This is a genomic window from Desulfovibrio sp. (assembly GCF_014803725.1).
In the GTDB taxonomy this organism is placed as follows: domain Bacteria; phylum Desulfobacterota; class Desulfovibrionia; order Desulfovibrionales; family Desulfovibrionaceae; genus Desulfovibrio.
The window spans coordinates 1-21,801 of the sequence record NZ_JAAVBE010000021.1 but is presented as its reverse complement, the minus strand read 5'-3'; the positions used below and the strand labels follow the sequence as shown (position 1 = coordinate 21,801).

Here is a 21,801-nt window from a genome sequence, read left to right as displayed (position 1 = left end):
CGGCGGGGCCTCGCAGGCCTTTCGGAACGTGTGTGAATGCAAAGATTCTGACGATCGCCAACCAGAAAGGAGGCGTGGGCAAGACCACCACCTCGGTCACGCTCGGAAGCGCGCTCGCGCGCGAGGGCAGGAAGGTGCTCCTGCTCGACCTTGACCCGCACGCCTGCGCCACGCTGCATGCGCGGATCTTCCCCGAGGAGGTTTCCGAAAGCCTGTATGACATCTTCCTCGCCGACGAAGCGGCGTGGCCCCTGCTTTGGCCGCAGGTCATCCGGCCCGGGGCGCTTCAGGGGATGGACATGGCGCCCGGGCATATCAGGCTCTCGGAACTGGAGGTGGACTTCCGCGAGCGGCGCGCCAAGGGGGCCGTGCTCGCGCAGAGCCTCGCGAAGCTGAAGGAGAGGTATGACTTCATCATCCTGGATTGCCCGCCGCATGCGGGCATCCTGCTGGTGAACGCCCTGGTGGCCGCGGACTTGCTGATCATCCCCATCCAGACGGATTTTCTCGCGCTGCATGGGCTGAAACTGCTCTTTGACACGCTGCATATCCTGAACAAGGTGCTCCCGGCGCCCATCCGCTACCGGGCGGTGCCGACCATGTATGACAGGAGGGCCAAGGCCTGCACGCGGGTCCTGGAGCTCATGCGGCAGAAAATGGGCGGCGCCGTTTTCCAGACGGTCATCAGCGTGGACACGCATTTTCGGGAGGCGAGCGCCCGCGGCTGCTCCATTTACGACATTGACGCCCGCTCGCGCGGGGCGCTCGGCTATGCCAGCCTGGCGCAAGAAGTGCAGGATCTATGGTAAAGACGCCCGAGGAGTATTTTTCCGCGCTCGACCTCGCCGGCCCCGGCGCGGGTGGCGCCCTGAACGACGCCGAGCGCGCCTTCGTTGAAAAATACGTCGGCGCGGAGCTTTTGGGCGGCCTCCCCGCCGTTGGGGGCGCACGCGCCCCGGGCGCACCGCAGAAGCCGGCGCCCACGCTCAGGGAGCGGCTTCAGGGCGAGGCGCGCGTCCAGATGGTGTCGTTCTTCGTGGCGGAACAGCTCTTCTTGCTGCCTGTGGCCGGCATCCAGGAGGTCTTGCGGCATATCGAACTTGTGAAGGTGCCCATGGCGCCCTCGTTCGTGGCCGGCGTCATCAACCTGCGCGGCCGGGTGACGCCGCTCATCCTGCTGACCGACCTGCTCACCAACGAGGGCGGCACCTATAGCGAGCGCAGTTCCATCATCGTCTGCGGCGCGGACCTGCTGCAACTGGGGCTCATCGTGGACAGGGTGCACACCATGCACATGGTGGAGCAGGAAAAAATTTTGTGGAACGTGGAATCCAAGCTGGGAGAAAGCGCGGACTTTCTGTGCGGCGTCGTTGACCTCGACGATCATGTCTGCGGTATCGTCGCCCCCGAACAGATCACGCAACGGCTGCTCGCCTGATGCGGGCACACTCGCATTTGAAACTGTGGCGGGAAGGGCGCCGCGCTGGCGCGCACCCCTTCAGCACGATTCACGCCGGGCTTTTGCGAAAGCGCGGCAGTACGCTCGGGAACAGGTGTCAAAATGAAACATATCATGGTCGTCGATGATTCAAAGACCATTCGCAATCTGGTGGCCTTTGTCCTCAAGACCGAAGGCTTCAAGGTGACGACCGCCGAGGACGGGCTGGACGCCATCGAAAAGCTCTACAGCCTTGAACCGGTGGATCTCATCGTGTCGGATGTCAACATGCCGCGCATGGACGGCTTCACCTTCATCAAGACCCTGCGCACGCAGGACGCCTACAAGGACATCCCCATCATCGTGCTGTCCACCGAGGGCCAGGAGCAGGACATCCAGACGGGCATGAGCCTTGGCGCCAACCTTTACATGGTCAAGCCCGCCCAGCCCGAAAAAATGGTGCGCAATATAAAGATGCTTCTTGGCTAGCCGATAAGACCAGCAGTATCACCCCGGGAGCGGGGCTGCTTTTTAGCCACAGGTAAGGAATGGGTATGAGCCAAGACTTCTTTGATCCGGAACTCGTTGCCGACTTCATTGCGGAAGCCAAGGAACATCTTGAGACCATCGAACCCAACCTCCTCGAACTTGAGAAGGCTCCCGACAATCTCGCCCTGCTGAACGATATTTTCCGGCCCATGCATTCGCTCAAGGGCGCGTCCGGCTTTCTTGGCCTCAACCGTATCAACCATCTCGCGCACAAGTCGGAAAATATCCTCGACGAGCTCCGCAAAGGGAGCATGCAGGTCACTTCCGAAATCATGGACGTTATCCTGTCGTCCACGGATGCCCTGCGCCAAATGATCGAGAATCTTGAAAGCACCAATTCCGAAGGCGACGTCGAGACGGAATCCATCATGGCGCAGATCGACGCCATCATGGCGGGCGAAAGCGCCAGGCCGGCAGAACCGGCGGAAAGCGCCCCCGAGGACGCGCCGGCGGAAGAAACACCAGCCGAAGAGGCCGCGCCCATCGAGGTGGAGGCCGAGGTCGTCATCGAGGCCGAACCCGCCGAAGCCCCCGCGGCCGAAGCTGCGGCACCTGAGGCTGCCCCCGAACCCGCGCCCGCAGCGGCTGCCCCCGTGCAGCCGGCCGGCGATGCGGAAAAGCAGCAGGGCATGAGCGCCAAGGAGTGGGTGGCGAGCCTTCCCAGCGGCGCCCCCTATGCCCTCACCGCCTTCGGCGAAGGCCACCTCAAGGACTTTATCGACGAATCCTACGAGATCATCGCCAACCTCAACGACGGCCTCCTCGAGCTGGAGGAAAACCCCACCGGCCGCGACGACCTCGTGAACGACCTCTTCCGCTATTTCCACAACATGAAGGGAAACAGCGGCATCATCGGCTACAACGAGCTCAACGGCCTGACGCACGAGGCCGAGACCCTGCTCAACAATGTGCGCCAGGGCAAGATCACCCCGAGCCACGAGCTCATCGACCTGCTTCTCCTCACGGTGGACGTGATGGAGGGCCTTGTCCAGACCATCGACGTGGCCGCCTGCCAGGCCACGCCCTTTGACACGAGCCCCATCGTCAAGCAGCTCCAGCTTGCACTCGCCGGCGAGGGCATCGCCCTGCCGCCGGCGTTGCGCGCGGCTCAGGCCCCGGCTCCAGCCCCTGCCCAGGATGCGGCCGCGCCGGACGCCGAAGCAGCAGGGGGCGATGCCGGGGTGGTGCAGCCCAACATCATCCCCGTCGGCCACGAAAACGACGACGCCGATGTTTTCCGCGTTACCGTGAAGCAGCAGATGGAAATCATCAATGCCGCGCTGGCCACTCTGAAGAAGGACAGCACGCAGAAGGATTCCATCGACGCCCTTTACCGCTGCCTCATCGCCATCAAGAACGCATGCAGCTTTGTGGGTCTCGACGAAATCAAGGTCTATGCCGAGCGTACGGCGGGCATCGTGGACCAGGGCCGGAGCACGGGCACGGATTTCTCCTTCCTGACCGACCTTCTCAGCCAGGAGACGGAGATCATCAACGATATGGTCCAAAAGGCGCTTGACGAGGGCAAGGTCAGCGCCAAAACGGAAGAAGCGGCCCCGGGCGCGCCCCAGGCTGCTGCCGCCTCTACGCCTGCGGCTCCCGCCAAGGAGGCCCCCGCGGCGCCGGCTGCTCCGGCCGCACCCGCGGCTCCGGCCGCTGCGGAAAAGCCCGCGGCAGCAGCCGCTCCGGCACAACCTTCTTCAGCCGCGCCCGCGGCGCCCAAGCCTGCTGCCACTTCGGCCGCGGCTGCCCAGCCGCAGGCCCAGGCAGCCCCCAAACCCGCTCCAGCGCCTAAGCCGGCGCCGGCCGCGCCCGCCGCGCCCGCGGCAGCTCCCAAGCCGGGCCCCCAGCCGGCGGCAGCCGCCCCGGCCCCTGCCAACAACAAGGCGCCCGCCCAGGGCAATGACCATAAGAGCTCGTCCACCATCCGCGTGGACCACGAGCGGCTTGACCACCTGATGAACCTCATCGGCGAGCTCATCATCAACCGCAACCGCTACACGCTCATCGCCCGCTCCCTCGAAGGCAGCGAGGACAGCATCAACGTGGCCGAGGTGGCGCAGAGCCTTTCCGAGACCACCTATGCCATGGCCCGCATCTCCGACGACCTTCAGGACACCATCATGAAGGTCCGCATGGTGCCGGTCTCTTCCGTCTTTTCGCGCTTCCCGCGCCTCGTGCGCGACCTTTCGCGCAAGAGCGGCAAGGAAGTGGACCTCATCATGGAAGGCGAAGAGACGGAACTGGACAAGAGCGTGGTTGAGGTCATCGGCGACCCGCTCGTGCACCTTATCCGCAATTCCGTTGACCATGGCATCGAGCCCGAGGACGTGCGCATCGCCGAGGGCAAGCCCGCCAAGGGCAAGGTCGTCCTGCGCGCCTTCCACAAGGGCAATTCCGTGGCCATCGAGATCGAGGACGACGGCAAGGGCATCGACCCCAACAAGATGCGTGAAGTCGCCATCAAGAAGGGCATCATCACCCCCGAAGAAGCCGCGCAGCTGGACGACCGCGAGGCCATTGAGCTTATCTTCGCGCCCGGCTTTTCCTCCGCGGAAAAGATCACGGACATCTCGGGCCGCGGCGTGGGCATGGACGTGGTGCGCACCAACATCAAGAACCTCAAGGGCAGCGTCAACACCTATTCCGAGGTCGGCAAGGGCACGCGCTTCACCCTGAGCCTGCCGCTCACGCTCGCCATCATCGACGCGCTCATGGTCAATGTTTCCGGCCAGATGTACGCCATCCCGCTGGATGCGGTCTCGGAGACCACCAAGATCGAGACCGTGCGCCTCACCGATGTCAAGGGCCGCAAGGCCGTGACCCTGCGCGGCGAAGTGCTCGGCATCGTGGAACTTTCCGAAATGCTTGGGCTGCCCCGCTCCACCGAGACCCTGCCCGAGGTGCTTTCCGTGGTCGTCATCCACGACAACGAGCGCCGCCTGGGCCTCGTGGTGGATGAACTCCTGGAGCGGCAGGAAATCGTCATCAAGCCCCTGGGCGCCTATCTGGGCGACCTCAAGGGCATTTCCGGCGCCACCATCATGGGCGACGGCTCGGTCATCCTCATTCTGGACCCGCACGAAATCTATCTCATGTCCACTTCCAAGTCGGCCGGCATCAATCCCGGCATGGACCAGAGCAAGCAGCTCGCCGCCAAATAATCGGAGAAACACTCGCACATCAAAAAAACCACCCGCCATGCGGGTGGTTTTTTCGTATAAAGGAAACCTCCCGCTGCCGGGAGGTTTCCTTGGTCAAGTCCGAAGTGCCGTCAAGACGCCACTTGCGCCCAAGCCTAGGCCGGCTTGTGGGCGAGCAGGCCCGTCAGCCACGCGGGCAGGCCGAACCAGTGGCAATACAGGGCAAAGGTGCCGATGGCCAGCGCCAGGATAAAGAGGAACCAGAACCAGAACTTTATCCTGTTGCGCGTCTTGCGCATGCGCGCGGTGAGCCGGTAGGGGTCGTCCATGTTCCTTCTGGCGTGCGGCGGCATCTTGCCCACGCTGGTCAGGGTCTGGCCCATGACAAGATTGATGGGCGCGCCCTGGTTGACGGCCCAGCCGGAAGCGTCCAGCAGGGGCCCGAGGCTCCGGCGCCTGAGCTTGAACCAGGCGATGACCACCGAGGGCCCGGAAATGCAGATGAACACCCCGACCAATGCGAGCGGCCACCACCAGCCGAGCGAGGCCAGCGAATTGGCGATGTAGGCGAAGGCCGCGCTGAGCACGCTGAGGGCCACACTGACGGCGGCGAAGATGCCGGCGCCCTTGGCAAAGTCAAAGGGCGGCTTGGCCTCCGCCGGTTTTGCCGCCGCTGTGCCCACGGCCTCGGCGCTCGCCTTGCTGACGCCCTCCTCCTTGGCGGCGAGGAACTTTTGCACCTGCTCGCTGATGAGGTTGGAGATGCGGATATAGGGCGCCCACACCGCCTCGCGCAGGCTGATGGGATTGTGCACCACCTTGGTGATGACCGAATCCCATTCCTTGCCGTGATTGTCGATGAACAGGCCGTGGCGCCCGTCGATGAGCGCGGCGAGGTCGCCCGCCGTGAGCGCGGCCGAAATGGAGCCGGTGGACACGGCGCCGTCCTGCTCGGTACGGCGGATGTCGCAATAAATGAGGCACAGATGGCTTTGCGCGGCAAGGCGCACATGGGTCTCAAGGTCACCCACGGGCACGCACAGGCGGCACTCCCGGCTGTCGAGATAGAGAGTGCCGGACTGGAAAATGGCCCGCTTGCTGGGCTCGTAAAAATCGATGAACGAAACGAAGTTCATCAGCAGGGTATAGAGATGCGCATGGAAAAGGGCCAGCTTGTCCAGATCCTGGATGGCGGCCATTTTCGGGGCGGCCAGGTCTTTTTGCGCCAGATCCGCAAAGGCAGTGCGCGTGGCGGCATCCAGGAAGCGGGCTATCTGGGCGTCATCCAGCTTGTCCAGATTTTCGTTGGGCGTGACCGGCATCCATACCCGCTTGAGCGGGTCATCGGCGGGCGCGAAAGCCAGCGGCGCAAGGTCGGGCAATTCCAGCCGGCTGGCGTCGGCCGGCGGCAGGTCATAGACGGGCTTGCTTTCCAGCGCGCCCGCATAGGAGGCAAAGCCGGCCTTGATCTTGGCCCATTCCTCCTCGGTCAGGGCATCAGTCTGGCCGCCCTTGGAGAGAAGCGGCGCGAGCAGGCTGCAAAACTCCTTTACGTCGGCGAGCCACGCCGGGTTGAGGCCCTGGTTGAGCGGAAGCGGCTTGCGCGCCTCGACGCGGGCCAGCGGCATGCGCACGAGCGTGGCCGCAAGGTTCTCTTTGATGAGTTCCCCGTTCTGGTCCGGGCTGATGCCATCCGAACCGAGGCCCGCATTGGCGAGGGCCGTGTCCTCATTGAGCGCGGCGAGGGTGCCGGGCGCGAAATCGGCCATGCGGCAACGGTTGAAATAGTCGTCGATCTTGGGCCCGAGGCGCGTGAGCAGCGTCCAGGCCGCGGCCGTCGCCTCGCCGAGGGGCAGGGCCGCCCCGGCCACCCGCACGCGGAAGTCGCGCGTGGCTTCAAGCCTTTTGGCGAATTCGTCCGCGAGTTCCGCATCGAGGCCGGGCTTGCCCGAGGCGTCCTTCCTGGCGCCGACCACGGCGAGGGCGGCGCGGACATATTCCGCCACATCCTTGTCCTCTTCCGGCACGGAAGAAACGGGCACGATGCCGTCACCATTGAACGCATAGCCCTCGGCTTCGGCCAGTACCGCCTCGATCTGCGCGGGGGTGACCTCCTGCGCGTCCGCGGCGCCGCTTTTTTCAAGGGCGAGCTTGGCGGCGGCCAGCAATTCCTTGCCGGCGTCCGTGTCATCGCGCAAGTTGTCGAGGGGCATGGCCTCCCCGCCGTCCCTGAGCTTTGCCGGATGCTGCACCCGGTCGCACACCCAGGCAACGGCCGCCAAAATGTCGGCCGAGCGGATGCGGCCGTCCTTGTCCGGGTCAAGCAGTTCGAGCGTCCGTGTGTCGAACTCAAGCCCGTGCGTGGGGCAGCTCATGGCCATCCACAGTTTCTGGTCGAGGCTCGCGAGGTTGCGCCACTCCCAGTCCGTTTGCAGGATGGCCTGGTCGAGGCCGCTCATGCGGCGGAAGGTGAAGACATCCTCGGTTTTTTGGGCCGCGGCTGTGTCGCCGGCCTCGGGGGCTGGCTGCGCGCTGCTGTTCTGCTCTTCTTCCATGGTGGTATCGTTTTCCGGCATGGGTTCTCCCGAGGGACGACATCGGCGCCCCGTTGTATGTGGTGGAAATTTTCTTCGGGAATCCGCAGGATTGCGGTGGACCGCCTGACAAATCCTTGCCATAAATGCCGCAGGGCGTCAAAGAGGCGCCGGGCTGGCCTGTGTTCACGAAAAATCGCCCGTGGCCCCCGGTTGGCCGGCCGTGAACAGTTCAGCGGAAAAGCCTTGATAGTTCAAGGAAGTTCCGGCTATACTCCGTTTCAGGAGCGCGCGCTCCTGCCGCCGGCAGCCGCTGCGCGGCCGTCGAGATAACGCAAAGGAGCCTCGTGTGAAAAAATCGCTTTTGCGCCTTGGTCTGGCACTGGTCCTCGCCCTGACGTGCGCCGCCGCGCAGGCTGCGCCGGCCGCCTCCTCCAACAACCTTGTGGGGGACCCCGCCATGAACCCCGCAGGGAATCCTGTTGACCAGTTCACCGGCGAAATCTGGGTCAACACCACTGAATCTGACAAGGCCGCCTATCTGTTCGGCATCGACTCGGCCGTGACAGTGGAATATTTTGTCAATGCCAAGATGACGGAGAAGGCAGCCAAGGCCGGCAAGAAGCCCGCCTACACCCTTTCGCCCTTTGAAAAGGGCTGGATGGAGGCCTTTGCCAATACTTCGCGCTCTGACCTCATTAAGCTGGTTGACGAATGGTATGCGGCCCATCCCAAGGAACTGCAGCGGCCAGTCCTGGGCGTCATCTGGTATGAAATCATCACGCCGCGTCTAGCGGCCAAGAAGTAACCCCCCGTTCATGCGGCCGGCCCCGGCCGGCCCATCAGGAGCCAGATATGAAAAAAGCACTGATCATTGGCATCATGGCCGTTGTTTTCGCCTCCGGCATTGGCTGCACCAATATGAGCCGCACCCAGCAGGGTGTGGCCAGCGGCGCGGCCCTGGGCGCCCTCGGCGGGGCGGGCATTGCCGCTATTTCTGGCGGCATGGCCGGCTGGGGCGCGCTGGCAGGCGCCGGCGTGGGCGCGCTGGCCGGCGGCATCGTCGGTCATGAGCAAGACAAGCGCTGGTAATCAAAGCGAAAATGCGGGCTTTGTCCGCGATGTGAAGAGGGCCGGATTCCCGGCCCTCTTTGCGTAGGCGATGCAAAAAAAGCGGCTCAGGAAAGCAGGAGTTTCAGGTGCTTGTAGGCGCGGGCCGTCGCCATGCGGCCGCGCTGCGTGCGCTTGAGGAAGCCGCACTGGATGAGATAGGGCTCGTAGATGTCCTCGATGGTGCGCACCTCTTCCGAACAGGCGGCAGCAAGCGTTCTGACGCCAACGGGGCCGCCGTCATAATGGGTGATGATCACCTCAAGGAGCTTGCGGTCCATCTGGTCGAGGCCCAGTTCATCCACGTCCATGCGCGCAAGCGCCTCCCCTGCCTCGACAGCGGTGATACTGCCGCTGCCATGCACCAGGGCAAAGTCCCGCACGCGGCGCAGGAGGCGATTGGCGATGCGGGGCGTCCCGCGGGAGCGGCGCCCGATCTCCTCCGCGCCGTCGGGCGTGATCTCGACGCCGAGGATGCGGGCCGAACGGCTGACGATGCGCGCAAGGTCCGCCGGCTGATAGTATTCGAGCCGCGCCACGATGCCGAACCTGTCGCGCAGCGGGGAGGAAATGAGCCCCATGCGCGTGGTGGCCCCGGCCAGGGTGAAGGGCTCGAGGTCGATCTTGACCGTGCGGGCCGCTGGCCCCTGGCCGATGACAAGATCGAGCTTGAAATCCTCCATGGCCGGGTAGAGCACCTCTTCCACGGCCACAGGCATGCGGTGGATCTCGTCCACAAAGAGGATGTCGTGCCGCGAGAGATTGGTGAGGATGGCCGCAAGGTCGCCGCTGCGCTCCAGCACCGGGCCGGAGGTGCAGACGAGGTTGACCCCGAGCTCGGAGGCCATGATCTGCGCGAGGGTCGTCTTGCCGAGCCCCGGATTGCCGTAAAAGAGGGTATGGTCCAGCGCCTTGCCGCGCTCGCGGGCGGCGTCGATGAACACGCGCAGGTTGGCGCGCAGTTCATCCTGGCCGATGAAGTCGTCCAGGCTACGCGGCCGCACGCTGTCGTCGGCGCTGGCGCCGGGCATGGCGCCCCTCATTTCGCCGTCCGCGGCCATCATGCCTTCCCCTTTGCCAGAGCCTTGAGGGCCGCGCGTAGCGCGCCCGTCACATCGAGGTCGGGCTCGTCATGGAGTATCTCCCGGAGCAGCGGGCCGCACTCCCCTTCCGAATAGCCCAGGTTTGCGAGCCCGGCGAGGGCATCGCGAAACACGGAGCCGGGCCTGCCGTCTGGCGCCAGGATGACCGCCTGCGGCGCATCGTCGGTCTTGAGCTTGTACTTGAGCTCCAGAAAAATATGCTGCGCCGTTTTTTTGCCAATGCCCGTGACCTGCGTGAGCGCGAGCACATCATCTTCCTGCACCAGCCGGCGCAGGTCGGCCGGGCGGAAGGTGGAAAGGATGCCGAGGGCCGTGCGCGCGCCCACCTTGGAGATGGAGAGCAGGGTCTCGAAGGTCTGGCGTTCTTCAAAGGTAGCGAAGCCAAACAGCTCCAGCGCGTCTTCGCGCACGCAGAGAAAGGTATACAGGGCGACCTGCCCCCCGGCTGCGGGCAGGGCTGCAAAGGTGTGCGCCGGCAAAGCCACGGCATAGCCGACGCCGGCATCGGTGACGACCAGGCAGGCATTGCCCCAGACTTCGCCGAGCCGGCCTTCAATATAGGCGATCATGCTGCTCCCGCAGTGGATTGTCGGCATGGGCGCCCGAAGCGGCGCCCGCTTTGTGCCCGTCCTGCCGCGCCCGCTCCGGGGCGGCATATTGCCAAGACGGCAAAATGGATTTACACCTCGCGGTATGAACCATCTCTTCCTTGGGGCGCTGCTCGTGGGCTGCCTGCTCTTGCCGCAGGCGGCCGCCGCGTGGGACGGCTTTGACGCCGACAGCACCGACCTCGTTGAACTGACGCCCGACAGGCTGCCCAGCGCCGGAGAAACCGTGGACGTGCGCTCTTACGATTCGGACACCACGCAGACCTGCCTCGTGGAGAGCGTGGCCCGCAATTCGCGCACCATCGAAGTGGTGGTGCGGGCGCCTGACGGTACCCGGCGCACCCTGGTCATGGAAGGCCGCTGAGCCCGGGCTGGCGTAGTCCACAAAAATGCGGCGCCCTCCCTGCGTGAGAGGGCGGCGCGCCTCTAGCCGCATTCGCGAGGGCCCGGTACGACCTCAGGCGCTCCCCCCGTCGCGCTCATAGCCCGGGAGGACGACAGTGGCATTTTCGCCCCTGCCCTGCCCCTTGGGGCACTGCGGCCGCATGTGACACACCTCGCAGCCGCCCTTGAACGGATAATAGGTGAGCACCGCATAGCGGCGCCCGAGCGCGCTGGAATCCTCATCCTTGTAAGGCAGCCCGAGCCCGGCTAAAGCGCTCCGCAACTCCGGGGAGGGCTTCGGCGAGGGCGCGCAGCCGCCGGAAGCCACCTGGGGCAGCACCTCCTGGATGGCGCTCATGCAGAGATATTGGGCAAGCGCATTAAGCTGGAAGCCCTCTGAAGCCGATTGCGCCCATGTCTCGTCCACGGCGGTCTCCACTTCTTCAGGCAGCCACACGGCGAGCCACGAGGAAGAGCCCGACTTCACCTGAGCGGCCTTGAGCAGGGGCTGCCACGCCTCCCATTTGCCGAGGAGCCGTTCCAGCACAGCGCCGCCCAGACGCTTCTCCTGGCACAGGCCCATGAATTCTTCGATGTCAAAATACGGCTGAAGCTGATGCCCGGTAATGGTCGTTTCGCTCACGCGCGCTCCTTTGGCTTGCCCGGGCCGGCTCATGGCCTCCCGCTTCAGGCATTGTAGCCACGCATCGGGGGGCGTCAAGAGCAATCCGCGCACCGCAGCGGCGAAAGCCTATACTGAAGGGAAAGCGCAGCCCGGCTCCCCTGCCCCGGGCTTGCCGCCGGCCTTTCCCTGCGGTAGCATCCCTTGCTCGGCAACCCCCCGTCCGGCTGCCTCATCACGCCACTTCTCCATAAAAAGGATGTCATAATGCCCATCGCCACCTTCCCTCTCGGCCCGCTCGGCACCAACAGCTATATCCTGAATGCCGGGGCGAACGCGGTCGCCATCGACGTGGGCGGCGACCCCGCGCCCATCCTTGAATATCTCACGGCCCACAAGCTCACGCTGGCCGCCATCTGCCTCACCCACCGGCATTTTGACCATGTGTACGGCGTGGCCGCCCTCGCGGAAGCGACGGGCGCCCCGGTCTACTCCCCCGCGGGAGATGATGTCATCGCCAACACCGAATCCGGCATGGGGGGCATCTGGGGCATGCCGCCGGTGACACCCTTTGCCAGCGTCCCCATGCCCCTTGGCAAGACGCAGTTCGGCGGCATGGAGTGCATCGTCCTCGAAACGCCGGGCCACACGCCGGGGGGTATCTCCCTCTACTTCCCGGCGGAAAAGGCGGTTTTCACCGGGGACGCGCTGTTCTACCGCTCCATGGGCCGGACGGATTTCCCTGGGGGCAGTCAGGACCAGTTGCTGCGCTCCATCAGGGATACCCTGTTTCGCCTGCCCGATGACGTCACCGTGTATCCGGGCCACGGGCCGGCCACCACCATCGGGGACGAACGCCGCCACAACCCCTTCTGCGGCGAGTTCGAGGAGTGAGGCCGGCACTCGTCCTCATGTGCAGTCCGCATGCGGGCGGGGTTTCGGATCTGCTGGCGGAGACCTTTGCCGCCGGTCTTGAGGATGCTGGATGCCCGGCCCAGCGGGTGCCATTGCGCGAACATCCCGTCGAGGCGTGCACAGGATGCGGCGCTTGTGCGCAGCCGCCGCATGCCTGCGTCCTCGCCGGGCAGGATGAAGCGGAGTGGTTGTTCGCATGTTTTGCGGAAGCGCCTCTGGTGCTCCTGACTTCATCCATTTATTTTTATGCGCTGCCGGCGACGTTCAAGGCATGGATCGACCGGGGCCAGCGCTTTTGGGCGGCACGGGCCGCAGGAAGCCGGGGAGCCGAGTCCCCTACTCGGCCCCACAGTGCGGCCAAGCCCGTGCTTGCGGCCCTTGCGGCGGGGCGCCCGCGCGGCGAAGAGCTCTTTTCCGGCGCGTTGCGGACGCTTGCGTGGTTCGCAACCACCCTGGGCGCGCGCCTGGTGGAAAATCGCGTTTTCCGCGGGCTCGACCGGCGCGAAGACCTCTGTGATCGCCCCCAGGACTTGGCTGCCCTGCGCGAGTGGGGAGGCATGTGGGGGCGGCGTCTCACCGGCGCTGAAAAAATGCCGTGCCACGCGCCTTCACCATGAGCTTCGGGACCCTGCGCCGCTGGATCGGCGCCCTGGGGCTGGACGAGATCCGCTGTTGCGTCTGTCAGCAACCCTTTTCGCCCTCCTCCACAGGAGCTTGCGAGAATTCCCTGCCCCTCTGCCCCGAATGCCGGCCGCTCTTGGCTCCCTACACCGGCGCCCGCTGTCCGCACTGCGGCTTCCCCTATCCGGGAGCGGCGCCAGACACTGGCGGAAACGCCAGCACCCCTTGTGGGGAGTGCCTCAGTGATCGTCCTCCATGGCGCGCATTGGCCTACCATGGCTTATACAAGGGCGCCCTCAGGGAGCTGATCCTGCGGTTCAAGTTCGGCGGCGACCTCGCCCTTGTGCGGCTACTCGGCGCGTGGCTGGAAAACGCCGCCTCGTGCCTGCCGGCACCCGACGCTCTCGCGGGGATGCCCCAACATCCCGCTCACCTGCGCCGGCGCGGCTTCAACCAGGCGCATGAACTCGCCCGCGCCCTCCACGCGGCCACGCGCATCCCGCTCAGAACGGACCTTCTTTTCCGCAAACACGACAGTGCGCCGCAGGCATCCCTGAATGCTCAGGAGCGGCACAAGAATGTGCGCGGCGTCTTCGGCGCCGACGCGTCCGTGGCCGGGCTGCGCCTCTGGCTCATCGATGATGTCGTGACAACGGGGAGCACCTTGCGGGAGGCGACGCGAACGCTGCTCGAGGCTGGCGCCGCCGAGGTATGTGTCCTTGCCGTGGCACGGACACCGAGAACGACTGCCTGAAGAACCCGCGTTTCCTGCTTTGCAGCGGGGAGCGCGGTTTGCGGAAAATATCGGGCAAGCTGCCCCATGACAGGGCAAAGGCTTTTTGATAGCGTCTTTTCACGCAAATAGGCCGCCAGTCGCGGCCCGAACCGGCGTAGCAACGAGGGCACATCATGCGCGCCATCCTTTTTTTCCTGTGGTTGAGGCAGGGGCGCCGGGCGGCACTGGCGGCGCTGTGCGCGCTGTTTTCCCTGGTCGTCCCCCCTGCGTGGGCGGATGCGCCGGTCACCCTACTGGTGCCCAGCCGCCCTGTCGTGAGCAAGACAGATACCCCGTCACCCACCGCTGCTGCGCCCAAGGCCGGGGCGCAGTCTGCTGAAAAAACTCCTGCCAAAACCAAGGTGCAAGGCGCGGGGGATGTACCGTCCACAGAGCCTGCGGAAGTCGATATCCTCCTTTCCATGATGCGGCCCTTCCTCCATGCCGGTGTTGAGGTGGACATGCCGCAGCTTTTCGCCGTCCTGCGGCATGATGCCGACCCTGCGGCTGACCTGGGTGGCGCGCAACCCGAGCGGCGTGACCTGCTCGGGGACGTGGAGGAGATCCGCTATCTCGACCACAAGGCCTGGGGGGCCAATGTGGCCCTCGACAAGCCGGGCTTATACCAGTTCATCGTGGAGGGGCGCCCTTGGTGGGATGAAGATCGGCAAACATTTTTGCGCCACCAGGCCACGATGGCGCTCCCGGTGCATGGTGTTGACCGCGGCTGGAATGAAGCAGCCGGGCAGAGCTTCGAGATCGTGCCGCTCACCCGGCCTTTTGGCCTGAGTGCCCCGGCGCTCTTTTCGGGCCGTATCCTCTTGGACGGCAAACCGCTCGCAGCTGCCAAAGTGCGGATGGTGCGCATCAATTCGGACGGAGCTGCCGCCCCTACTCCCTGGCACGAAGACCTTGCGGGAGTGAGCAACTCTGACGGCGAATTTTCCTTCCTGCTCTCACAGCCAGGCTGGTGGTGCTGCGAGGCCCTGACCGCCGGCCCACCGTTAAAGGGACCGGATGGCGAGCTCAAGCCCGTGGAACGCGGTGCCCTCTTCTGGCTGTTTGTCGATGGATCTCCAACGATCCATGACGCCGACGGCCGTAAGCGCTAAGCGCACGCCGCCTATAATGAAAACCAGAAATTACCCCACCCCCCGGACTACTAAAATATCTCTTGACGAATCTTCCCCCAACAGATAGAAAGAACGCGCTGTCACCATCGTCTATCCGGTTAGGACGGCGGCCTCTCAAGCCGCTAAGACGGGTTCAAATCCCGTTGGTGACGCCATTTTTGGGTATAACGAAGGATGCCAAGGTGTAAAAAGCCTTGGCATTCTTTGTTTTTTCTCTCCAGTTGTGTTTCCCGAAGTGTACTCAAGTCCAGTTGCATCCACACTTTTCGTGGGTATATTTGTAGGCATCGCTGTGCTATGCTGCATCCCGATACCCACACAGTCAACTTGCTGAAATAGCAATATTTTTGTCCATGTGGGTATCATGCCGTCCAACAATGTGGAGGTACCCAAGATGCCTTTGACCGATACCCACATCCGCAGCCTGAAACCGGAAGCGAAGCCGAGGAAGTATTTTGATGGTGGTGGCCTCTTCCTCTATGTGCCTCCGACCGGCAGCAAGCTCTGGCGCATGTCCTACCGATTCGAGGGCAAGTCAAAGCTGCTCAGTTTTGGGGGATACCCTGCCGTTTCCCTGAAAGATGCACGGGCACGGCGCGAGGAGGCAAAAGGGCTGCTCGCCAAGGGTATCGACCCCTCAACGCAGAAAAAAGCCGCCAAGCAGGAACAGGTCACGGCTGAACGCGACAGCTTTGAAAACATCGCTCTCGAATGGCATAAAACGCGTCTTGTGGGGCTATCTGCCAAACATCAGGGCACGATACTCTATCGCCTGAATACCTACATTTTCCCCTCCATCGGTAAAAGGCATATCGCGCGGCTGGAAGCGCAGGATATTCTTGCTATCGTCAAGCCCATTGAAGCAAAGGGCAATTACGAAACGTCGCGGCGGGTTCTCCAGATCATTAATCAGGTCTTTCGATACGCTGTGATTCTCGGCAAAGCCAAACACAATATCACAGCAGATTTACATGGAGCGTTGAGCCCGCGTAAGGTTACCCATCGGGCCGCTGTCCTGGAAAAAGAGAAAGTCGCCCAGCTCCTCATGGCCATAGACGAGTATGCTGGCTATTACCCGCTTGTCTGCGCCCTGAAACTGGCTCCGATGCTGTTTGTGCGTCCGACCGAATTACGTTGCGCCACTTGGCAAGAGTTTGATCTGGAGGCAGCCGAATGGCGCATCCCCGCCGAGCGCATGAAGATGCGGCGCACACATATCGTTCCCTTGTCCCGTCAGGCTCTCACCATATTGAAGGAGTTGAAAAAGTTTTCGGGGGACGGTCATTATCTGTTTCCTTCCACGCGGACGGAAACGCGGCCCATCTCTGACGCGACCATGCTGAATGCCCTCCGGCGCATGGGCTATCAGAAGCATGAAATGAGCGTTCACGGCTTTCGCTCGATTGCTTCCACCCTGCTCAACGAACTTGGCTATAACCGCGACTGGATTGAACGCCAGCTTGCGCATGGAGACAGTAATGGCGTCCGAGCAGCCTATAATTATGCCGAATATCTACCAGAGCGGAAAAAGATGATGCAGGAATGGAGCGATTTTTTGGACGACCTACGCGATAAAGTAAGGCATAAATAAGAAGCAATGCTTAAAAATATCTAATCTCTGAGTAGGGCGTTAGAGTAGCTACTGTAACGCTCTGCTTTCTTTTGAGCCACAAAAGCCCCCTGCGCAAATATATGTGAGGGGGGCTTGCCGACCGATGGCCGACAAGCCGGGGGACATCTAAGAAAAATATTCCAACAAGTTATAGTCATTATTAAAAGTAGCATCCTCTGGATGGGTTTTTCTCATATTTTGAAATCTCCGTAATTATGGAGCAATTTTGTGGTTTGAAGAACTCTGGTTACAAAATTGGTTACAAAAATACATATAAACATCAGCTTTTTTAAAATTAAATCACGATTTATTCCTCCCATATATTTATGATAAGTTGCTATTTATATTATGAATTTAAAGATATGCGTTAGAGGTATTTACCAGGTTAAAAATTTTTCAACCAGAAAAACGGCTAGTTTGGCCGCTAAGGCGGACAAATTTCTATAAGTATTTCTGCACATTTAATTTTCCTCAACTGCATCCAGCCGCATCTGGATACGTTCTGGTTACATGCTGAAATATATGGATAAATTTACAAAATACAGGCTATAACCCTCCGTAAACCATTTTTGAACGGAGGAAGGGTTATGGCAACGCAAATACCCGCCACAGGTTTTCTCAGGCTCCATCAGATTCTGGAATTCTTCCCCATCAGCAAGAGCGCGTGGTGGAAAGGCTGCGCGACCGGGCGCTATCCCAAGCCGCTTAAGCTTGGCCCGCGCACCACGGTCTGGCGCGCCGAAGACATTCGGGCATTCATTGAGAATGCCGGTCAGTCGGAGGTGAACCATGAATGACCTGTTGCAGACGTTCCAGGAAGTTCTTGGCACACATGGCCTCGTCCCCGAGGAAATCCTTGCGGACGGTGAGCTGCACCGCTGCCCAACAGAAAGTAGGCCACACAAGCGAAACGGCGCGTACATCGCGCATTTGGATACTCCGGCTACGCTCTGATGGTGCAACTGGGAAACAGACGACCAGGGCACATTCTGCACTGAAGAAAAACCCACGCTTTCACCAGCCGAGCTTTCGGCCTGGCAGCAACGCCAGCAATCCCTACGTCGTCAGCGGGAGGAGGAATGCGCCAAACGCCATGCTGAAGCTGCGCTGCGTGCCCGCCAAGAATGGGAAGGCGCGCGTCCCTGTGACAGCGACCACCCGTACCTGCTTCGCAAGGGTATCACCCCGCTCCTAGGCATCCGGCAATCACGGGATGGCGCGGTGCTTATCCCCGTTTTGGATGCTGCAAGCAGACTGCAAAGCCTGCAACGCATCTATCCAGATGGTACAAAGCGCTTCCTCGTGGGCGGCAAGGTGCAGGGCGGACGATTTACCATTCCCGGTTCGCAGGGAAAACCCATCGCCATTTGCGAAGGTTTCGCTACCGGCGCGAGCATCCATATGGCCACCGGCTGGGCGGTCGATGTGGCTTTTTCCGCACATAACCTTTCGACAGTGGCCCGACTGGTAAAAGATCGATTACCCGACCGGGAAATCCTCATTTGCGGCGATGCTGATGAAGCCGGACGCAAGAAGGGCGAGGAGGCCGCGAAAGCTGTAAACTTTCCGCTCGTGATTCCCCACTTCACTACAGGCTCTGGCACAGATTTCAATGACCTTCACCAGAGCGAAGGGATTGAAGCCGTCCGCTCCCAACTGGAAGCGGCCCTCATCAAGCGCCAAGGTCTGGTGGCTCTGGATATGAGCGAGTTCCTGTCCATGAAGATACCCGACCGAGGTTATCTTCTATCGCCCATCTTGCCGGTTCAAGGGATAGGCATCCTCTACGCGCCGCGAGGTGTCGGCAAAACCTTCGCGGCCCTGAGCGTTGCCGTGGCTGTCGCCTCCGGCGGAGCGGTATTCAACTGGCGCGCGCCCCTACCCAAAAAACGCTCTATGTGGATGGCGAAATGCCCGCCACGTCCATGCAGAGCCGTTTGTCCGCCCTCGTGGGTGGCATGGCTATTCCGCCTCAGGCGCTGAAAAACCTTTCGCTCATCACTCCTGACTTGCAGCCCTGCGCCATGCCTGATTTATCCACGTCCAACGGCCAATCCATGATTGAGCCGCTGCTGAAAGGCGTGGACATGATTGTCCTGGACAACATTGCCACCCTCTGCCGCACGGGCAAGGAAAACGAATCACAATCTTGGCAGGCCATGCAGGCGTGGCTTCTGGATCTCAGACGCAGGGGCATCACGGTTCTCCTGGTTCACCACGCAGGGAAGTCCGGCGACCAGCGTGGAACCAGCGCAAAAGAGGACATCATGGATACGGTCATCAGTCTCCGCAGACCCAAGGAGTACGCGATGGCTGAGGGCGCGAGATTTGAGGTTCATCTGACCAAGGCGAGAGGCATTCTCGGCGACGACGCCAAGCCGTTCGAGGCCAATCTGATTACCGAGGGGAGCGCCTTGCACTGGCAAGTCCGGGAGATCGAGGACGTGGAGCTGGAGGAGCTGAAACGCCTTCTGGAAGAAGGCTACAGCATACGCGACTGTGCTGAAGAAATGGGCAAATCAAAATCGGCTGTCCATCGTCTGAAAAGAAAACTGGATGGTCTTGAGTGAGTCTATTTTCAGGTGTCCCGCTGTCCCGCTGCTTAAGCGGCGGTACAGCGGGACACCTGTTTCTTATAGAAGAAGGAAATCCACGTATGTCCTTACTCGTCCTGCATATGAACAAGTTCAAAAAGGACGCTGTTCGCGGCATCCAGTCGCATAATCGGCGCGAGCGCGAAAGCCATTCAAACCCGGATATCGACTATGCCCGGAGCGTCCAAAATTACGATCTCCATGCAGCCGCCTCGGAAAACTATGCACAGGCCATCCAGAACCGTATCGATGACCTGCTCATGGTCAAGGCTGTGCGTAAGGATGCGGTGCATATGTGCGGCCTTGTCGTCAGCTCTGACAGGGAGTTTTTTGACAAGCTCAACGCCGACGAGACCGAGCGCTTTTTTGAGGAGGCAGCGGCATACCTGACGGAGTTTGTCGGCAAGGAAAATGTCATCTCGGCAATGGTTCACATGGACGAGAAAACACCGCACATGCACTTTCTCCATGTGCCAATTACGAAGGACGGCAGGCTGTGCGCCAAGGACATCTACACCAAGGCCGCACTGAAGAAAATGCAGGATGAACTCCCGAAGCATCTGCAAAAATGCGGCTTCCCCATTGGGCGTGGCGTGGAGCAGCAAAAGGGCTCGGCCAAGAAGCACCTGGATACCAGGGAGTTTAAACAGCAACAGGAAATGCTGGCATCCATGCGGCGGGATGCAGCACGATTGGAGGCTATTCTTTTTGACCTCCAAGAAGAGGTGAATCGTACTGAGAAGGCGCGGCGAGCGCTCTTTGAGGACAATGAAATCTGGAGAAAGCGTATCCTGGAGACAGAGAAGGCCTTGAAAAATGGCCCACTATTACCAGAAGCAAATTTCTTCAATTACAAAGATGTCCTCGCTCATGCCCAGGAAAAACTGGCTGAGTATCAGATGGCTCTTGCAGACAAGGAGGAAGTGGCCCGGCAGCGGGACATGCGGGCACGGCAGGCGCGGACTCTGTTGCAGGAGCGCGATAAGGCGATGGAAGCCGTGGGGAGGGCAAAATCCATGATTGCGGCTCTGGAAGCGGAAAACAAAAAACTTCAGACGCGCTTGTCACAAGCCAAGGAAAAGGCTGCGTCCGAAATGAAGGACATGCAGGATTTTATCCTGGTCTCGGGCAACCACCTTCGCTTTCAGGAGTTTCAGCTTCAGCGCATGGAGGAAGAGGCATTAGAGTCCCGTGCGCGGGTCGAGCGTGAACGGCAAATCCGGCAAGAGGCCGAAAGGCAAAATCAGTCGCGTGGCATGAGGATGCGCTGAGGCATCTGTGAGGAATCTTGGCGCAGCAACAAGATATAGCCCACTATACTTCACTGGCGTGAAGCCGTGGGCAAGCGTGCCGCTTGAGCGCTTAAAGCCAAAGGCAGAAATCGCGGCATATGCCGCTCAACCCAGGAGAAGGAAAAATGGCAATCACCGCCGAGCAAGCCAAAAGTATTCGACAAGAACTGGACCAACTACGCCCCGCGTCCGCCCTTTCAGGGAACAGGGAACTGAGCATCAAGCAGACGATTTTCGCACTGGCTCCCGCCTTAGAGCGGATGAAGAAGCGCGGCTTCGAGCTGCCGGAGATTATCGCCAAGCTGGCCGAGAAAGGCATAGAGGTCAAACCGCAGACACTCGCCAAATATCTTGGCGAAGCCCGACGGCAAAAGGACGCCAGAAAGACAAAGAGGCAGGCCTCCAGCCCCCATTGCTCCGCGCCCAAAGCGGCTTGTCGCAATGCGGGGCCCCTGGATGCAGACACACCCCCCGTCAAGACCAGTAAATCATCGGATCAGGAATCATCCAATGTCCGTGATTTCCCTCTCCCAAATAATGGAGATTCCTCTTTAGGGAAAAGCTCCCCTAGATATGGTACATTCAAAATAATCCCTGATACCCCAATCGGGGAACTCTAAGGAGAGATCAAAATGGCACAGACGTATGGATACATCAGAGTGTCAAGCATAGACCAGAATGAGAGCAGGCAGCTTCTTGCTCTGGAGAAGATGGACATCCCAGCCACACGGATTTTTATGGATAAGCAATCAGGAAAGGATTTTCACAGGCCCCAGTACCAGGCGATGCTCCGAAAACTCAAGGCCGGAGACCTCTTGTGCATTTTAAGCATTGATCGCCTTGGACGAAACTATGAGGAAATCCAGAACCAATGGCGGCTGATTACCAAGGAAAAGGGCGTGGATATTCATGTGGTGGATATGCCCTTGCTGGATACAAGGCGTGACAAAAATCTACTCGGCACATTCATAGCCGACCTCGTCCTCCAGGTACTCTCTTTTGTGGCTCAGACTGAGCGGGAAAATATTCGGAAACGGCAGGCAGAGGGAATCGCTGCCGCAAAATTGCGTGGCGTCAGATTCGGCCACGCGCCAAAGCCGTTGCCCCCAAACTTCGCCGAGATATTCGAGCTTTGGGAAATGGGGAGAATCACCGTTTCCGAAGCCGCTAGGAATACAGGAATGGCCCGCTCAACTTTTCGTAATAAGGCAAAATCATTTATGAAAGATTGTCCATAAAGCGCCGATTATGTCTACTGAACCGCCACCCTATCAGTATGATTGTCAAGACATTTTTTAAACAAGAAAATGCGCTGGGTCAATCTTCGGTGGACAATCATCAATCTCGGGAAATGGCTTGGCGGTTCAG

General features: G+C 61.1%; 23 protein-coding genes and 1 tRNA gene. 20 read left to right on the top strand and 4 right to left on the bottom strand.

Translation table 11 applies throughout. From position 1 onward, the window contains the following. Nucleotides 1–32 precede the first annotated feature (32 nt). The 4 genes from HDR50_RS07595 to HDR50_RS07580 all read left to right on the top strand — a co-directional run bounded on the left by HDR50_RS07595 (nt 33) and on the right by HDR50_RS07580 (nt 5,151). Entirely contained in the window at nt 33–809 is a 777-nt protein-coding gene (locus tag HDR50_RS07595; RefSeq protein WP_291357455.1) for a ParA family protein, read from the top strand. Further along, nucleotides 803–1,438 carry a chemotaxis protein CheW gene (locus HDR50_RS07590; protein ID WP_291357453.1) on the top strand — a complete coding sequence of 212 codons (636 nt, stop codon included), beginning with the start codon at nt 803–805 and terminating at the stop codon, nt 1,436–1,438. Before HDR50_RS07595 ends, HDR50_RS07590 begins: the two co-directional genes overlap by 7 nt. A gap of 123 nt (nt 1,439–1,561) precedes the next feature. Beyond that, nucleotides 1,562–1,927, top strand: coding sequence for a response regulator (locus tag HDR50_RS07585; RefSeq protein ID WP_165077276.1), 366 nt, complete (start codon nt 1,562–1,564; stop codon nt 1,925–1,927). Nucleotides 1,928–1,992: 65 nt separating this feature from the next. Beyond that, the gene (locus HDR50_RS07580; RefSeq protein ID WP_291357450.1) at nt 1,993–5,151 is read left to right on the top strand and encodes a chemotaxis protein CheA; all 3,159 of its coding nucleotides are present in this window, start codon (nt 1,993–1,995) and stop codon (nt 5,149–5,151) included. Between the two features lie 134 nt (nt 5,152–5,285). Here the strand turns inward: HDR50_RS07580 and HDR50_RS07575 are convergent, their stop codons facing one another. Further along, nucleotides 5,286–7,706, bottom strand: coding sequence for an ABC transporter permease (locus HDR50_RS07575; protein ID WP_291357448.1), 2,421 nt, complete (start codon nt 7,704–7,706; stop codon nt 5,286–5,288). Between the two features lie 307 nt (nt 7,707–8,013). Between HDR50_RS07575 and HDR50_RS07570 the strand changes: the two genes are divergently transcribed. Continuing rightward, nucleotides 8,014–8,472: a hypothetical protein gene (locus HDR50_RS07570; protein ID WP_291357446.1), complete on the top strand. Its 459-nt coding sequence runs from the start codon at nt 8,014–8,016 to the stop codon at nt 8,470–8,472. A gap of 47 nt (nt 8,473–8,519) precedes the next feature. Beyond that, nucleotides 8,520–8,756: a glycine zipper domain-containing protein gene (locus HDR50_RS07565; RefSeq protein WP_291357444.1), complete on the top strand. Its 237-nt coding sequence runs from the start codon at nt 8,520–8,522 to the stop codon at nt 8,754–8,756. Between the two features lie 86 nt (nt 8,757–8,842). Here HDR50_RS07565 and ruvB read toward each other — a convergent pair whose 3' ends face one another. Both ruvB and ruvA read right to left on the bottom strand, forming a co-directional pair. Further along, complete coding sequence (gene ruvB / locus HDR50_RS07560) at nt 8,843–9,805, bottom strand: Holliday junction branch migration DNA helicase RuvB (protein WP_291357442.1); 963 nt, start codon at nt 9,803–9,805, stop codon at nt 8,843–8,845. A gap of 29 nt (nt 9,806–9,834) precedes the next feature. Further along, complete coding sequence (gene ruvA, locus HDR50_RS07555) at nt 9,835–10,446, bottom strand: Holliday junction branch migration protein RuvA (RefSeq protein ID WP_291357440.1); 612 nt, start codon at nt 10,444–10,446, stop codon at nt 9,835–9,837. Nucleotides 10,447–10,570: 124 nt separating this feature from the next. On the opposite strand from ruvA, the gene HDR50_RS07550 reads away from it, so the two are divergent. Next, complete coding sequence (locus tag HDR50_RS07550; RefSeq protein ID WP_291357438.1) at nt 10,571–10,849, top strand: DUF5334 family protein; 279 nt, start codon at nt 10,571–10,573, stop codon at nt 10,847–10,849. 93 nt (nt 10,850–10,942) lie between these two features. Here the strand turns inward: HDR50_RS07550 and HDR50_RS07545 are convergent, their stop codons facing one another. Beyond that, nucleotides 10,943–11,512 (bottom strand): hypothetical protein, encoded by a 570-nt coding sequence (locus HDR50_RS07545; RefSeq protein WP_291357436.1) that lies wholly within the window; start codon nt 11,510–11,512, stop codon nt 10,943–10,945. Between the two features lie 246 nt (nt 11,513–11,758). On the opposite strand from HDR50_RS07545, the gene HDR50_RS07540 reads away from it, so the two are divergent. The 13 genes from HDR50_RS07540 (at nt 11,759) to HDR50_RS07480 (ending at nt 21,671) form a co-directional block, all read left to right on the top strand. Continuing rightward, entirely contained in the window at nt 11,759–12,385 is a 627-nt protein-coding gene (locus HDR50_RS07540) for an MBL fold metallo-hydrolase (RefSeq protein WP_291357434.1), read from the top strand. Between the two features lie 17 nt (nt 12,386–12,402). Continuing rightward, on the top strand, nt 12,403–13,023 hold the full coding sequence (locus HDR50_RS07535; protein WP_291357432.1) for an NAD(P)H-dependent oxidoreductase: 621 nt from the start codon (nt 12,403–12,405) through the stop codon (nt 13,021–13,023). 269 nt (nt 13,024–13,292) lie between these two features. Further along, nucleotides 13,293–13,781, top strand: a complete 489-nt coding sequence (locus HDR50_RS07530) for a ComF family protein (RefSeq protein WP_291357430.1) — start codon at nt 13,293–13,295, stop codon at nt 13,779–13,781. Between the two features lie 155 nt (nt 13,782–13,936). Continuing rightward, complete coding sequence (locus tag HDR50_RS07525; protein ID WP_291357428.1) at nt 13,937–14,914, top strand: DUF4198 domain-containing protein; 978 nt, start codon at nt 13,937–13,939, stop codon at nt 14,912–14,914. A 100-nt stretch (nt 14,915–15,014) separates the two neighbouring features. Then, nucleotides 15,015–15,090, top strand: a tRNA-Glu gene (locus tag HDR50_RS07520). A gap of 239 nt (nt 15,091–15,329) precedes the next feature. Continuing rightward, the gene (locus HDR50_RS07515) at nt 15,330–16,526 is read left to right on the top strand and encodes an integrase arm-type DNA-binding domain-containing protein (protein WP_291357426.1); all 1,197 of its coding nucleotides are present in this window, start codon (nt 15,330–15,332) and stop codon (nt 16,524–16,526) included. Between the two features lie 608 nt (nt 16,527–17,134). Then, a complete protein-coding gene (locus HDR50_RS07510) occupies nt 17,135–17,344 on the top strand; it encodes an AlpA family phage regulatory protein (protein WP_291357424.1) in 210 nt (69 codons plus the stop codon). Next, entirely contained in the window at nt 17,337–17,501 is a 165-nt protein-coding gene (locus HDR50_RS07505) for a hypothetical protein (RefSeq protein ID WP_291357422.1), read from the top strand. The genes HDR50_RS07510 and HDR50_RS07505 overlap by 8 nt, the downstream gene beginning before the upstream one ends. A gap of 267 nt (nt 17,502–17,768) precedes the next feature. Beyond that, nucleotides 17,769–18,530 carry a toprim domain-containing protein gene (locus HDR50_RS07500; RefSeq protein WP_291357420.1) on the top strand — a complete coding sequence of 254 codons (762 nt, stop codon included), beginning with the start codon at nt 17,769–17,771 and terminating at the stop codon, nt 18,528–18,530. Then, nucleotides 18,458–19,117, top strand: a complete 660-nt coding sequence (locus HDR50_RS07495) for an AAA family ATPase (protein WP_365817173.1) — start codon at nt 18,458–18,460, stop codon at nt 19,115–19,117. The genes HDR50_RS07500 and HDR50_RS07495 overlap by 73 nt, the downstream gene beginning before the upstream one ends. An 86-nt stretch (nt 19,118–19,203) precedes the next feature. Continuing rightward, nucleotides 19,204–20,412 (top strand): MobV family relaxase, encoded by a 1,209-nt coding sequence (gene mobV, locus HDR50_RS07490; RefSeq protein WP_291357418.1) that lies wholly within the window; start codon nt 19,204–19,206, stop codon nt 20,410–20,412. A gap of 146 nt (nt 20,413–20,558) precedes the next feature. Continuing rightward, the gene (locus tag HDR50_RS07485) at nt 20,559–21,053 is read left to right on the top strand and encodes a protein MobC (RefSeq protein WP_291357416.1); all 495 of its coding nucleotides are present in this window, start codon (nt 20,559–20,561) and stop codon (nt 21,051–21,053) included. 12 nt (nt 21,054–21,065) lie between these two features. Beyond that, on the top strand, nt 21,066–21,671 hold the full coding sequence (locus HDR50_RS07480; RefSeq protein ID WP_291357414.1) for a recombinase family protein: 606 nt from the start codon (nt 21,066–21,068) through the stop codon (nt 21,669–21,671). Nucleotides 21,672–21,801 lie beyond the last annotated feature (130 nt).

Bases quoted from the DNA above. Each gene is read 5' to 3' on its own strand.
- mobV (WP_291357418.1), top strand. From the start codon at position 19,204: ATGTCCTTACTCGTCCTGCATATGAACAAGTTCAAAAAGGACGCTGTT.
- HDR50_RS07525 (WP_291357428.1), top strand. From the start codon at position 13,937: ATGCGCGCCATCCTTTTTTTCCTGTGGTTGAGGCAGGGGCGCCGGGCG.
- HDR50_RS07495 (WP_365817173.1), top strand. From the start codon at position 18,458: ATGCCCGCCACGTCCATGCAGAGCCGTTTGTCCGCCCTCGTGGGTGGC.
- HDR50_RS07510 (WP_291357424.1), top strand. From the start codon at position 17,135: ATGGCAACGCAAATACCCGCCACAGGTTTTCTCAGGCTCCATCAGATT.
- HDR50_RS07580 (WP_291357450.1), top strand. From the start codon at position 1,993: ATGAGCCAAGACTTCTTTGATCCGGAACTCGTTGCCGACTTCATTGCG.
- ruvB (WP_291357442.1), bottom strand. From the start codon at position 9,805: ATGCCCGGCGCCAGCGCCGACGACAGCGTGCGGCCGCGTAGCCTGGAC.
- HDR50_RS07575 (WP_291357448.1), bottom strand. From the start codon at position 7,706: ATGCCGGAAAACGATACCACCATGGAAGAAGAGCAGAACAGCAGCGCG.
- HDR50_RS07535 (WP_291357432.1), top strand. From the start codon at position 12,403: ATGTGCAGTCCGCATGCGGGCGGGGTTTCGGATCTGCTGGCGGAGACC.
- HDR50_RS07565 (WP_291357444.1), top strand. From the start codon at position 8,520: ATGAAAAAAGCACTGATCATTGGCATCATGGCCGTTGTTTTCGCCTCC.
- ruvA (WP_291357440.1), bottom strand. From the start codon at position 10,446: ATGATCGCCTATATTGAAGGCCGGCTCGGCGAAGTCTGGGGCAATGCC.
- HDR50_RS07515 (WP_291357426.1), top strand. From the start codon at position 15,330: ATGCCTTTGACCGATACCCACATCCGCAGCCTGAAACCGGAAGCGAAG.
- HDR50_RS07505 (WP_291357422.1), top strand. From the start codon at position 17,337: ATGAATGACCTGTTGCAGACGTTCCAGGAAGTTCTTGGCACACATGGC.
- HDR50_RS07480 (WP_291357414.1), top strand. From the start codon at position 21,066: ATGGCACAGACGTATGGATACATCAGAGTGTCAAGCATAGACCAGAAT.
- HDR50_RS07550 (WP_291357438.1), top strand. From the start codon at position 10,571: ATGAACCATCTCTTCCTTGGGGCGCTGCTCGTGGGCTGCCTGCTCTTG.
- HDR50_RS07485 (WP_291357416.1), top strand. From the start codon at position 20,559: ATGGCAATCACCGCCGAGCAAGCCAAAAGTATTCGACAAGAACTGGAC.
- HDR50_RS07540 (WP_291357434.1), top strand. From the start codon at position 11,759: ATGCCCATCGCCACCTTCCCTCTCGGCCCGCTCGGCACCAACAGCTAT.
- HDR50_RS07585 (WP_165077276.1), top strand. From the start codon at position 1,562: ATGAAACATATCATGGTCGTCGATGATTCAAAGACCATTCGCAATCTG.
- HDR50_RS07590 (WP_291357453.1), top strand. From the start codon at position 803: ATGGTAAAGACGCCCGAGGAGTATTTTTCCGCGCTCGACCTCGCCGGC.